A 14351-nucleotide genomic window follows, 5' to 3' on the forward strand; every position below is an offset into this window, starting at 1 on the left:
GCTTTAAATACCATTGCTGATAAATAGTTTATTTATTTTTTCTTTCTCAGAAGGTCTTGGAGCATCATAATCAATAATGTTTCCTTTTGGATCTAAGAGAATAAACCTTGGGATTCCTTTTATATAATAATCTTTCATAAAATCAATATTCCCTGCATTTGGTGAAAGTAATTGAACGCCTCCCATATGCTTTTCTTTAATCATAGCTTTCCACTTTTCTTTATCTTTTTGAGCATCACTAGAAATACTTACAAAGACAATATTCTTGTCTTTATATTCTTTGGCTATTTCTTCTAAATAAGGTATTTGATATTTGCAAGGACCGCACCACGTAGCCCACAAATCTATATATACATATTTGCCTCTAAAATCTGAAAGTGATGTTGTAGAACCATCAAAGTTTTCGAAATTCTCAAAAGAAGGTGAAGAGGTTCCTTTCTTTAATTTTTGCGATATTTCATAAGCACTTTCGTAGTTAGATCTATAGATATTAATCATTCTTTCATTATCGCTTTCCGCGCCTATAATATCTTCTTCAGCAATATTTTTGTATGATCTTAGAAGCGTTGTATATTTCTCTTTTAGCAACTTGATCTTAGCATCAAAAATTGCTTTAGATTCTCTGTACCATAATTCATCAAAACCATCCTCAGAATTATCAATTTTTGCTTTTTCGTTATAAAAATTATTTAAATCAGCTTGGTCTAAAGTATAGTTTAAAGTATTTCTAAAATCATTTGCATCTGCTGTAAAGTGAATATCTGCTCCTTTATTTATTTTTAATCTCACCAAGCCTTCTCTATTCAATTCAGGCATTATTATTTGGAATAACCCCTTGGGAGCATGCAAAGTATCTTTAAACAGACCCTTTTCGTTTAAAGTAATTTCTTTTGAACCTTCAGCCATACTAAATAGCGAAAACGCTTTAGATTCTGCATTTTTTATTTGCCCCGAAATAATGGTGTATTCTGGGTGAACGGTCTGGCCTTTGCAAGACGTATGACCAATTAATACTAGTATTAAAAATATTTTTTTCATGATTGATGTTTTTAATTCTGAATTAAACTTTTTAAAGGATCTGAAAAAACCTTAAAATGTTCTGATTATTGAATTCTATTATTATCAAAATCCTTTTGAAATGATTCACTAAATTTTGTCCACTCTTTTTTTGTAAATATGGGTTTTGCTTTTTCTAAAACTTCATTGTAAGCCGCCTGATCATTCTTTTTCCCTAATGACATAGCCTTTCTTTTTAATATTGTAAAAAGATTGTTTCTCATTTGCATTCTACTATAATCTTTAGCTAACTGTTCTGCATTATTCAATATATAGTCAGCATATTTTCCACCAACTCTAAGTCCGGTCATAATTGCGAAAGGTATTTCAGCACTTAAATCCTGTTGATTTTTTAAATAGGAATCCAATACCTCGAAAGAAACATCTCTTTTGTTTTTTAAGTAAGCATCATTATAAAATTTGGGGTAATTTCCCTCTAGGCTATTACTGTATTTTTTATGTATTTTTTTATCAGCATTCTCTTTTACAGTATTTAATAAAGAAGTAAAATCGTCGACCTCATAAAGTCCCGAGGTAATATCTAGAACAATACCGTCAGCAGTTAAGAATACAAAGGTCGGGAACCCTGTAACACCATATTTTAAACTTATTTTTTTGCCAATGTCTTCTTTTAAAATATCTGATTTGAATGATACAAAATCACGATTCAAAATGTTTGATACTTTTTCGTTTGTAAAAACATTTTCATCCATTAACTTACAAGGAAAACATCCAGTAAAATATAAGTCCACAAAGATTAACTTCTGTTCTACTTTCGCTGTATTTAAAAGGTCACTCCATGAAGTATCTTGAAATGTTACTTGTGATATCCCTAATAAAGGAGTTAAACAAATAAGTATAGTAGCTATATAAAATTTTAGATTTTTTTTCACACGTTTAAATTTTAGTAATTATTTGATAATAAATTTTTTATAAAACCTACCGGCAGGCAGGTTGAGAACGTGTGCAACCACTTCGTTCTCACATTAAAAATTTCAAACATTACCTTTTGTGAAAAAATGCTTAAAATTTGTTAATGTTCGTTTCATGTTATTTAAATTTTACGGTACATGCTAACATACCTTTTTATGGATTTATAGATGTTCTATTCATTGAAATTCATCTTTACAGTGGCCCACGACACATTTGCTTTAAAAGGTCGATAGGAATCATTTCCCTAATTTCTATTTTTGCGTTTTTATTTTCTTTATCATAAACAGTCATAACAGAAGTTACAACACCTACCACATCTCCCGAATCGTTAAAAACTGGAGCGCCACTTGAGCCTGGGTCAAAATTTGCTGAAATTGATTGACGAGGAGCGCCTTCTTTATAACTGAGATAGGATCTTTTAACAAACCCTCTAGAATAGGTGTAAAACATAAATTTAGGATGACTAATTATATGTACATTATCAGCAACCTTAGCATTTTCACCCAAAAAAACAGGTTTTAATACTTCATCCTGAGGCTCAATTTTAAATAAAGCCAGATCATTATCTTTGTTAGCAGCTAATACCTCAACAACGGGGTAAGTATTTCCTTGGTTGTCAATCGCAAAAACCGAAACATAATCAATTGATTCTTTAGGGTCTTTAGCAAAAACATGATGATTGGTAGCACAAACACCCTCTTTATTTAAAACAAAACCTGTAGCTATTGAGGCATGGTGATTCGGACAATGTCCACACAGATAAAGCTTTACTAAAATCAGAATACCATCCTGTGTTGCATCCAAATCAATCCTCCCCTTACTAGTTGTAATTGGTAACTTTACATTTTCACTGGATTTATTTAAACCAATCCTTAATTTATCCATTTCGACAAAATTTCCAGCCTTAATTAGCTCACTCCCCTTTTTAGTGATAGAACTAGTTATAACCCCATCATTATAATAATGATCATATTTTGACGATTCTTTATTTTGGGCATGTACGTTATTCAATTGTCCAAGTAAAATAATCATCAGTATACTTGTAATAATTTGCTTTAAATTCATCCTTTTTAAATAAATTTCAGTCATTTTGTTAAACCCAAATACTAAGGCCTTTTTCAATCAAGCCCCTGTAGTTTTGACTTATACTTTTTATAAATACTTGTTCAGCAAATCGTTAATTTTTTTATCATCCGAAGGACGTGGAGCATCAACAGTGATAACCGTTCCATCTTTATTAAATAACATAAAACGAGGAATACCTGAAATTTTATAAGCTTTTGATATTTCAGAATGAACACGATCGCTCACCTTTATTTGAACACCTTTTAATGCTTCTTTTAGAACAAAATTTTCCCATTTCTGATAATCTTTATCTTTATCAAAGGATACACTCATAAAAACAATGTCCTCTCCATGATATTTTTTTTCCAAGGTTTTCAAAGCAGGAATTTCAGCCTTACAAGGACCACACCAAGTTGCCCAAAAATCGATATAAACCAGTTTTCCTTTGTAATCACTTAGCTTATGATCCGCACCATTTAGGTCTGTACCAACAAAATCAATGGCCTTAGCACCTATGGCAAATGCTTTAAGTGGCACTTCCATTGTTTCTAATTTCTTTTTTAAATAGTCGTTTAATAAATAAGGGGTTACCTTCTCTTTAAACGCCATATATTCCTCATCATATCCCTGGTATCTTTTTGCTGTATGTAATGCTAGATATCCACACAAAAGTTTGCTTTGAAAAAGATTATACAGTTCATCAATTTTTCTCATGCCCTTTGGGTAACCGCCATCTAAATTTATAAGTTTATACATGGATCCTAGTCGACCTAATTCAATTCCAAATGGCAATTCCAATATTCTTTCAGACCAAGGAGAGTTATCTTCTAAAACCTCCTTATAATAAACAGGATACGTGTCTTTGGTTGGATGCTTTGTACGCATGGAATAAAGAAATCCTAAGTTGGTACATTTTATTTCTGAATCAACTAGTAATTTTAACAGCTCATCAAATTGGGGGTCTCCTGTTGTTATTTTCTTTTTAAAACGTGCTGCTTTTTTTACTATACTCGGTAAAAAAGGAAAAAAATCTTCATAAGTGTGATGACTTCCTAACCTCGTATATACATAGCTCGTATCAATTGTTTGGTTCCACTCTGTAAGCAAGTCATTTTCCTTGTTCGAATTTAGCAACTTGTAGCTTTCATCCTGAAGCTCGATTTTAATATCTGCTCCAGAATCTAAATAAAATCGTTTTAAGTTGTAATAACTCCCTTTAATTGTTTTTTTGGTAGAACTATCAACAACACTAATAACATATATTCCCGGCTTATCTGTCTCGTAAGCAAAGTTAAACGCTCCATTTTCTTTTACCTCAGCGGCAACAAGTCTTGTTAGTTTGCCATGCTCAGCCTTACTCAAATAAATTTCTTTATTATTTATGTTTCCAACGTACTTACCACTAATTTTTCCTTTTTCATTAAGTTGGTTCCCCCAAGAGTTTGCACTAATACAAAGGACTAATAAACCAGTTATAAATTTTAATGTATTTTTCATTATTGAAATTTTTTATTTTTAAACTCGGATTATGCATTAGAACTTCGTTATGAAGGTTGAAAATGCAATAAAACCTGATGTTTTCTAAGTTTTAGTATAGCATCGCTCTGGTGAAACTTAAAAATATAGCACAGCGATAGGTTTTGAAGTAGTTTCAGACTGTAATAGATTTTCTAATGCATAATCCGGGTTAAACATAGCTATCGCACGTTCAAGTCTAAATTAGACTCAAAACATTAAAGATTTTTTAAATAAATATTAATGTGAAAAAACTAACAATCAGCCAGTTAATAATCAATTAACATTCTAATGAATAATGATAATAACAAAGGGCTGATTGATGAAAAATCAACCCTTTGTTATCAAAAAATTAATTAATTTAAAACCGTTCTCTGTAGGTAATACTTTCAATTTTACCAAAGCCAGTATAGCTCTCTTCTAAAACTATTTGCCCATTTACAGGAGGTACTGTATACAATTCCATAGTTCCATTAGATCCCTCAGTTCCTGAAGGATCATAACTACAAACAATTAGTTTTTTATTTATTTCGCTGTATTCAGTTTTCCAATACGTAACGATATCATGAAACTTTATTAAGGTAATTTCTTCGGTTCCTTTATCCAACATAAGTTTAGTGGTACCTAGCGAAAAGTCATACTGATACACTTTACCGCCTACAGCATAGAATAGATATCCAAAATCCGGACTAATAGCATAACCTGTAGCTTGGTCAAAATCTGTAGCTAGTATTTCTCCATAATAAGATTGCACAAAATCCCTGGAATTAAATAATGCTAAATAGTTTTTACCATCGTTCGGATCATTTAATATGGCAAATATGGAATCATCGAACAATGCATTATAATCGTTGCCTACCATATATACTAAATCTTTACCTGTAGTATAGTCGAATAATGTACCCACACTAGAAATGACATTTGTAGTACCATTTTGGGTTTGAACAAAACGCTTATTAGTATTATCATACAAAATAGTAGAGAAAAAACCAGATCCTTTTCCTATCATAGAGGAAGCTTCAAAATTCACACCCCCTATTCTATTAATTGGTGTACTGTAATTTAATTGCCAGATCCTGTAATGAAGATATATGTTACCATCTTTAACAACATAAGATTGACCACCATTAGTAGCAACCATATTATCTGCTTCTAAATCTTCCGGCTGGGTCGTATCAAATTCCTGAGAAAGGTTATAAGCTTTGTTCCATCCAAAAGTATCTGGCTCTAATTTGGTTGTACCATTTCCAGAAGTTGACACATATATACCTTCAAAAGGTTTAGCACTCCGATTAAAATACACAAAACCTGGGGAGCCTTGCAGTGTTAGTTCCGAGCCTACAAAACTAAGAACATCTTGTTTGGGAGCAAGAAAATCTTCGTCTATAAACGGAATCATATCTAATCTGGATTCGCTACCTACACTACTTAGCAACAACCATCCCTCGAAAATAGCATTTGCCACTCTAAGGGTTGCTTTACTTTGCCACTCTATATTTGTTGAGTTATCAGTTATAAAATAGTGGATTGTATAATCCCCAGGCAGCAATTCAAGTTTAATATCAAGATCTTTGGTCGTTGCTAATTCGGTTACTTCATCCTCATCAATACTCGATGCTTTAATTTTTACGGCCACCCATCTATATGAATAATCATTTTGACTTCCAGAACCTTGAGTAAAAGTAACCTCAGGGCTTATTTTAAAATCGTCGAATCTTAACAGCGCATATTCGTCTTGAATTCCTTCAAAGACTACTTCGTTAATATCTTTATAATCATAGTTCCCTTCATCTTCTAAACAAGAAGAAAGTACTACAGTGATTAAAAGCGCTAACATTAATTGTATTTTTATATATTTTTTCATGTGTTTATATTTATTTTTTCTCAATGGTCACATGTAACATCCTTATAATCATCATTGCTGTACGATTAAGTTTAAAAAATAGATGTTTCATTTTTTCTTAATTAAAAACAGGTTATGCATAAGGGCCCACTATCATTTCTGATCCATCATCTTCTAAAACTGGTGTACCATTAGCTTTTTGATCTTCTAAATGTTGTTTTAATACTCTTATATGTGATAAGAATTCTCCAAATGGTGGGAATTCATTATAATTTGGCACAGGTATATCGTTTAATTCAGCTATTAGGTATAGTTTTTTTGCAGAGAAAGGTCCCAGCCACCCCGCTAAAGAACTCCATTTAGAAGGCTCTGTTAGAATATCGGAAATTAAAAGTTCAAATTCATCATAACTAACCGGCCTATTTGCATTACTACTCAAAATAGTTCCTGTTAAATTAGTTTCGAAATTTTCGTTTGAAACTAATTGCAACTTCAACAAAAATGGTTGATCTTTCATATCGGCAGTTCTATTAACAGTAACCGGTATAAAACCACCAACACTATCTGCAGGAATCACAACATTATCTGGAATACTAAAATGTACACTCCCTTGAGCTGTAGATGCTTCATGCACTCTAACGCCTATAGTTCTATCTGAATTAGCCGTATATCCATGTACCTTAACAGGAATGTTAAATATAGAGTCTGTAACTGTTGGCAATTCTAAAGCAAAGCTCAGAGAAAGACTATCCACTTGGTCACTACCAAAACCATTCTGTCCCTCTTTTGCCCATTGGAAATAAACAACATCCTTACCACTAAAAAGGGCAGGCTCCTCTTTTTCGCAAGCCGAAAAAGCGAACACTATGGTACAAATTAAAATTATTGATTTTATATATTTTTGCATAATATTTAATTTTATTACTGTATTTGAGATACAGTAGATAATTATTGAGTTAATTAATCATTTCTAAAATTAGTTTCAGATAATGGTAAAGGCACCACATAAGTAGATACGTTCATATCTACGGTACCAGAATCTGAAGAGCCATCTGGAATGGTAGAAAAATTGTGTCGTTTATAGTAAAAAAACAATTGTCCTTCACCATAAAACTCTTTTTCATATTCCTTCAATAGTTCAACATTAATATCAACATCAGCTGGCAAATCTATTAGGCCTCTATTAAATCGTACTGTGTTTAAATACCCTAGGGCTAATGTAGCATCTAATTCTGCTTCTGCTGCGATATAATACATTTCGCTTATTCTTACCAATGGCTGCATAAACTTAAAGCCTACTTCTGCTTCACCCGGACCAACGCTAATTTCAACAAACTTAAAAAAGGTTTTAGTATCAAAACCTCCAATACTAGGTACAGCCCAAGTAGAATTAAAACGATAATCATTTAAGTTCGCCTCAAAAACAGTTTCTAAACGCGCGCTGTTAGAAGTTAAAACAAATCGCTGACCTAATTCATCGCTAAAAAAACGATCATATTGATTATATAAATTGTTGTTTTGTACAGCAAACAATACTTCTGAAGAAAAAATACGGTCTGCTTTTTTACCTGCAGAAATAACATCCAATGGATCCGTCCATGCAAACCATTTCGAAGCTTCATTAATAACTGTTTTTGCTGCGGCTAAAGCTGCTATATTATCGCCTGCATATAGATTTGCTCTAGCTTGTAATGCTTTAACAGCAAAATAATTGAGCCTTAAGTTTCTAAATCTATAAAAATCAGAACCATTATAATCAAACTCAGGGTCTTCGGGTTCCACATCTTCTTCCAGAATGGCAATTTTACCAAATTCTCTTATGGGGTCATTTTCCAAAAGACCTTCTGCAATAGCTAAATCAGCCAAAATAAGCTCCATAACTTTCGTTGCAGGTAAAATGGCTGTTAATTCTGCTTTAGCTTCTGTATTGTAAGGAATGGCATCTGCTTCTGGGTTTTCACTATATATAGGTCCAAATAGCCTTAACAAATCGAAATGATGCATCGCTCTAAGTGCGATAGCTTCTCCTTTTAAAAGGTTCTTTTTTTCTTCGGAAAGCGCACCTTCATAGGTATCTAAACCACTAATAAAGTTATTTATGTTTAAAATATTAATATACATATTTGACCAAATAGCATTGAAACCTCCTTGAACAACACTATCGTCATAATCATAAATCCCATACCTATGCCAAAACCTTGGTTGAAGGTCTTCTAAAGTACTATATCTTTGTGCTAAAACATCTACCGTTGTCATGGTTAAGTTTCCGCCATATATATTATCACTTGCCATACTGGAATAAACATTGTTTAGTGCAGCATGTATTGATGATTCATTACTAAACACAATAGATTCTAATAATTTATCTTCTGGTTGTACATCTAAATAATTACTACAAGAAAATACGAGTACACATCCTAGTATTGCTATCCAGCTTTTTAAATATTTTTTCATGTCTTTAATTTTTTTATTTAGAAATAGGCTTTTAAACTAAACGAAACGGCACGTGCAAAGGGGTAGTCTATACCACGTTCTGTTCTTACTGAAGAAATGCGAAATATTTCATTCATATAGGCATTTAATCTTAATTGGCTTAATCCCAAATGGTTCATCCAGCTTTGATTTTTAAACTCATATCCAAGATTAATCGATTCACCAATAATGACATTCTCTTTTTGAATAAAACGTGATGAAATTGGTGTGTTACTAAAATCTGTAATAGATTTGAATCTTGAAACATCTCCTGGGTTGATCCATCGATCATTTAGTACTCGAACATCAAAGTTATTTAATCGCTCTGTTGCACTAATGTTTTCTACCTTGTTAAACAGTGCGGTATTTAAAACATCTCCACCAAAACGGTAACGAAAGTTAATACCAAAGGTGAAATTTTTTAAACGTAAGTTACTGCTAATCACACCTTCTATAGATGGACGAGAGTTCCCCATAACTTTTTCGTCTTCTACATTATATTCGTAGGTTGGTAACCCGTCTTTTGTTAAAAAAGCTTCCTGCCCGTTTCCAGGATCAATCCCTAAAGATTCTACCACCCATAGATCTTCTGGGCTAAAACCATCTCTAAAACGAAGTAGTGAACGACTAGAAATTTCATTGTCATTTAATGAGTTTAATGTATTTCTAAACCCACCATATTCACTTTTTATAGAAGATGTTGTAACCCCTAAAGTCCAAATCGTGTTATTTTCCGGATTATATATTGGCGAATATCTTATAATAGCTTCAACACCTTTTGTATTTAGATTTCCTGTATTTAAAGGGTAGCCAAAAACACCCGTAGACGACGGCAAATCAATACGTACCACTAAAGGGTCTGTTTTTTTGTTAAATGCATTAAGAGTTGCGCTTAGCCTATTTTTAAATAATACCAAATCGATACCAACACTTGCATCGATGGTTTTTTGCCATTCTAAATTAGGGTTTGCCAAGGTTTGAAGACCAAGAGTTTGTCCAAAAATAGTAACATCTTGATTGAAATTATAAATTGAGACTGATGACAGACTTCCAAAACCTTGATTTCCCGTAGATCCTATATTTCCTCTTAATTTCAACATTGAAATTTTTTCTGGATCCATTCCAAATTCATTATGTAAATTCCATCCAGCACCAACAGCCCAAAATGGCGAATACCTTTGGTTAGATCCAAAAACCGTTGAACCATCTAAACGATATGTGCCATCAAAAAGATACTTATTATCAAAAGCATAGTTAATACTTCCTAGTAAATTTATTCTTCTGTATAGACTTTGTCCAGTTGCAGGCTTTGAATCTGGCTTATAGCTAAATGAGAATGCAGGGTTACCATTAGTTCCACTAGGAAAACCTACAGCATTAATACCTAATCTTTTGTTATCTGTTTCTTCAGCTTCAACTCTTAAGTTTGCCGTTAGTTGGTGCTTTTCTTTAAATATGTTTGCATAAGTGGCCATCATATTTACTTTATAGCTAAACACATCAGAACGCACATTTTGATAACTTCCTTTTTCAAAAAATGCTGTATTTTCAAAAGACGTATGTTCTGGCGGTAAAAACTTTTCTAAGGTTGTAATTCCTTTACTCAATTGTAAGGCTGCCTGAAGTCTTAACTTAGGATTAAAAGTCCAAATAGCTTGTAAGTTATTTGTTATTGCATAATTTTTATTATTATTTATACCATTTAGAGTGGCATTATATAATGGATTTACTATCTGATTACTTTTAAAAATGTCATCAATATCTAAAAACTTGGTAATATTTCCAGTTGCATCCGTTTGTCTAAAATATGGATTAGCATTAGCAAAGTTAGAAAATGAACCATAAGGCGTTTCGTTAGCATCAAACCCATTAATGTAAAGCCTATTAGTTATATTTAATTTATCTTTTCTGTAGGTAAGACTTATATCGGCTCCCCAAGTAGAGCGGTCCGAACCAATCATAGCACCATTTAATTTTTTATAATTAAGCCCTACTCCATAAGAAATAGCATTTTCTCCGCCACCAATGTATAGCGAGTGACCCAATGAAGTTCCTACTCTAACGGGTTCATTTAACCAATAGGTATCTACCCCTCTTTCTATTTCAGCTAAAATACTATTGTAGCTTTTGTCTAAATCAAATTGATTGGTACTTTCTGTTTCCGGAATCCTGTAACTCCAACGTCCTGCCAGTTTTTCATACTGTAACTTTTGTGTTGAATTCATTAAATTATAAACACTCAAATCTGGCATTTCGATTCTAAAATCAGAATTATAAGTGACCTGTAATCTCCCTCCAATGGGTCTTAATGTTTCTATAGCAATAACTCCATTAGCTGCCTTTGCCCCATATAAAGCTGTAGACGAGGCATCTTTTAGTATAGTAATAGATGCGACACGATTCATATCTAAATCTACAATTCTTTGTAGTGTCGTTTCAAAACCATCTAGAATAAATAGTGGTTCGTTAGGGTTGCTACCAAATTCATCTCTTATATTGTCTGTAGATATACTTGTTTTTCCACGAACCTCTATATCGGGTAATACATTTGGGTTAGAGCCAAGATTATTATTTTCTTGAATGACAAATGAAGGATCTAAAGTCTTTAAACTTTGAATCACATTTAAATTACCAATAGCTTTAAGTTCTTCTCTGTTAAATGTTTGAGTTGCTCCGGTAAAGCTTTCTCTTTTTCTTTGAACAATCCCCGTAATTACAACTTCATCTAATTTCGAAATATCTTCTATTAATTTTATATTAATGACATTCTGCCCATTTACCTCAACTTCTTGAGATAAATAGCCAACGTAACTAAAAACAAGAATTGATTTTTCATCAGTATTAATAGTATAGTTACCATCATAATCGGTTGTAGTTCCTAAATTAGTCTCTTTAATTTTAACAGTTGCTCCAGGTAATACTTCACCATTTTCATCAGTAACATTACCTTTTACTTTAATTACATTTTGAAAATTCCCAATAGAAACAGGAGTAATTAGTAAAATGTTTTCGTTTAGTTGTACTTTAAAATTGCTTCCCACAAGGTCTGAAACAATTTTTAATACATCCGTGTCTTTATAATTTACCATAACAACACGATCTACATCAAGTTCCCTGTGACTAAAGAAGAAGTCAACTTTTGTGGCTTTTTTAATACCTTTAAAAGCCTCAGACAGCTTTGTCTTACCCAATTCTAATGTGATTTTTTGAGAATAAGAAAAAGCAGCAATGTTAAAAAATAAAATGCTTAAAATAAGACACCGTTTCATAAGTAGTAATAGAATTTCTTTTCGTCTTTCAAATAATCTACATAGTCTTGTAGTTGATTTTTTTTTCATAAATTTGTTTGTTTAGTTAAATAATCGGTTTTCAAAATTTTTTAGCTAACAAAAATTAATCCGGAAAATGTTGGTAGCATTTTCCGGTTTTTTATTAACTAATTCCTAGTTAGTTTTAATTCATATTTCTCATTTATTTTACTTTTGGTTATTATATAGTTTATTCTTGTGGTTTCACTAATCATATTTAATAAGTTATCTATTGGCTTATTTTTAAGCATAACTCCAGTAAACGTTTCCTTTTTTAAAGAATCGTCTTCAAAAGCAACATCAACATTATACCATCTTGCCATTCTAGTCAATATTTGGTCCAACCTTTCTCTTTCAAAATAGAATTTCCCTTCTTTCCAGGCAGTATAGACCTCTGTTTCTACAGGTTTTACTTCAACCTTTGATAGTGCTTTATTTACTAAGCCTCTTTGATTAGGGCTAAGTATGACAGAGTTATTATCATTTATACCTTGAGATGTCGTTAATTTAATTTTACCTTCAACCAGAGTTGATGAGAAAAAAGAATCTTCGTTGTACGATGACACATTAAATTGAGTCCCCAAAACAGTAATGTCTGCAGTATTTGTTTTTACTATAAACTCTTTGGTGTCTTTAGTAACGTCAAAGTACGCTTCACCAGTCAATTCTACGATTCTTTGGGAGCCATTAAATCTTTCCGGGTACCTTAGGGAGCTTGCCGAGTTTAACCAAACCTTTGTTCCATCTGGTAACTTAACTTGATATATCCCACCTATGGGCACCTGCAATGTATTATACTTTAATGTCTCGGTAACACCTTTTATTTGAGTCGCTTCAGTAATCGAATTGTATACCAAACCATCATCTGTATTCTGTACTTGCATTTGGTTATCTGAAGTAATCAATTCATTCTTGTGCTGCTCTAAATCTATAATAGTACCATCAGATAAAACAAGGGTTGCTTTTTCATATCCTGGTTTTATTTCTTTTAAGGTATTTTCTATAGTTACGGTTTCGTTAATAGATTTTTTATAAACATAATTCCCTATGGTGATGAGTATTAGAATACTCGCAGCATATTTGAATAATTTCCTTTTGTATATAGGGATCGTCTTTATCGAAGGTTTATCATTAATTTTAGAAGCTATCTTATCCCAAGAAACGGTCTTTTTATTACGTTTTGCTATTTTTAACTGTTCTAGAGAAAAGTTTAAAGTTACATAGTTATTAAATATATCTCTATTACCTTTTTCAATCCAAGAAATAAGTTCCTTAGCTTCACTATCCGTGATCTGTTGATCGAAATAGTTTGCAATTATTTTTTCTATTCTTTTATCCACAAATTATTCTTTTAATATCAGTAATACGTCTAGGTTTTTAAAAACGCCTAAATTTTTTTCATCTTTTTATAAAATTTTTATATATATTTCGCCGATTCAAGTTTATGAATGACAGAAAAAAAATATCTAACCTGGTAAATGCTGTTAAAAAAGGAGATCAAATAGCTTTTAAAACTATTCATGATTTGCATTACACAAAATTGGCTGCTTATATTAACGGGTTTACCAAAAATGACTATGAAACTGAAGATATTTTACAAGAAACGTTTATAAAATTATGGAACTCTCGAGAAAAGTTAGATGCCGTCAATTCTATTAACGCCTATTTATATAAAACGGCCTATTATACTTATGTTGATAAATATCGTAAAGATAAACGAGAGCAAAGTGTCTTAGATAGTTGGAAATATAAACGCCTTATGGCGACCCTTGATGATGATGATGAAATAAATACTAATAGAATTGAAAAACTAAAATTAGAAATCGAAAAACTACCCACCAAATGCAAAAAAGTGTTTTTGCTTTGTAAGTATGAAAACCTAAGCTATGCACAAATAGCAGAGCGCCTTGAAATTTCTCCAAAAACTGTTCAAGCACAAATGTGCCGAGCTTATAAATTAATTAGAGAAAGACTTAAAGATCAAGGGGTTTTAAATTTGTTCCTTTATTTTAAAAGACTTAAAGTTCAAAAAGTTTTCGCAAAATCCAGTTAAATCTTTTAAGTAATATTTAGTCAACCATTATTTATCGATTTATTCTTAAAAAGGGCTATTTATAAATAAATAACCCTTTTATCATCTTTCTTTTTTGTTTACTCAC

10 protein-coding genes are annotated in these 14351 nt (G+C 32.0%); 1 reads left to right on the forward strand and 9 read right to left on the reverse strand.

What is annotated here, in order from left to right:
- Nucleotides 1-3: 3 nt before the first annotated feature.
- The 9 genes from Q4Q47_RS02940 to Q4Q47_RS02980 form a co-directional block, all read right to left on the reverse strand.
- On the reverse strand, nucleotides 4-1038 hold the full coding sequence (locus tag Q4Q47_RS02940; protein WP_303305161.1) for a TlpA family protein disulfide reductase: 1035 nt from the start codon (nucleotides 1036-1038) through the stop codon (nucleotides 4-6).
- A 65-nt stretch (nucleotides 1039-1103) separates the two neighbouring features.
- Entirely contained in the window at nucleotides 1104-1949 is an 846-nt protein-coding gene (locus tag Q4Q47_RS02945; protein WP_303305162.1) for a thioredoxin family protein, read from the reverse strand.
- A 232-nt stretch (nucleotides 1950-2181) separates the two neighbouring features.
- Nucleotides 2182-3054, reverse strand: a complete 873-nt coding sequence (locus Q4Q47_RS02950; protein WP_303305163.1) for a S1 family peptidase — start codon at nucleotides 3052-3054, stop codon at nucleotides 2182-2184.
- Between the two features lie 87 nt (nucleotides 3055-3141).
- Nucleotides 3142-4551, reverse strand: a complete 1410-nt coding sequence (locus Q4Q47_RS02955) for a TlpA family protein disulfide reductase (protein ID WP_303305164.1) — start codon at nucleotides 4549-4551, stop codon at nucleotides 3142-3144.
- 379 nt (nucleotides 4552-4930) lie between these two features.
- Nucleotides 4931-6433, reverse strand: coding sequence for a PKD-like family lipoprotein (locus Q4Q47_RS02960; protein ID WP_303305165.1), 1503 nt, complete (start codon nucleotides 6431-6433; stop codon nucleotides 4931-4933).
- Between the two features lie 112 nt (nucleotides 6434-6545).
- Complete coding sequence (locus Q4Q47_RS02965) at nucleotides 6546-7319, reverse strand: DUF4843 domain-containing protein (protein WP_303305166.1); 774 nt, start codon at nucleotides 7317-7319, stop codon at nucleotides 6546-6548.
- A gap of 53 nt (nucleotides 7320-7372) precedes the next feature.
- Nucleotides 7373-8866, reverse strand: a complete 1494-nt coding sequence (locus Q4Q47_RS02970) for a RagB/SusD family nutrient uptake outer membrane protein (protein ID WP_303305167.1) — start codon at nucleotides 8864-8866, stop codon at nucleotides 7373-7375.
- 17 nt (nucleotides 8867-8883) lie between these two features.
- On the reverse strand, nucleotides 8884-12222 hold the full coding sequence (locus tag Q4Q47_RS02975) for a SusC/RagA family TonB-linked outer membrane protein (RefSeq protein ID WP_303305168.1): 3339 nt from the start codon (nucleotides 12220-12222) through the stop codon (nucleotides 8884-8886).
- 98 nt (nucleotides 12223-12320) lie between these two features.
- Entirely contained in the window at nucleotides 12321-13532 is a 1212-nt protein-coding gene (locus Q4Q47_RS02980; RefSeq protein WP_303305169.1) for a FecR family protein, read from the reverse strand.
- A 104-nt stretch (nucleotides 13533-13636) separates the two neighbouring features.
- Between Q4Q47_RS02980 and Q4Q47_RS02985 the strand changes: the two genes are divergently transcribed.
- Entirely contained in the window at nucleotides 13637-14245 is a 609-nt protein-coding gene (locus Q4Q47_RS02985) for an RNA polymerase sigma factor (protein ID WP_303305170.1), read from the forward strand.
- Nucleotides 14246-14351 lie beyond the last annotated feature (106 nt).

Source organism: Flavivirga spongiicola, assembly GCF_030540825.1.
Lineage (GTDB): Bacteria > Bacteroidota > Bacteroidia > Flavobacteriales > Flavobacteriaceae > Flavivirga > Flavivirga spongiicola.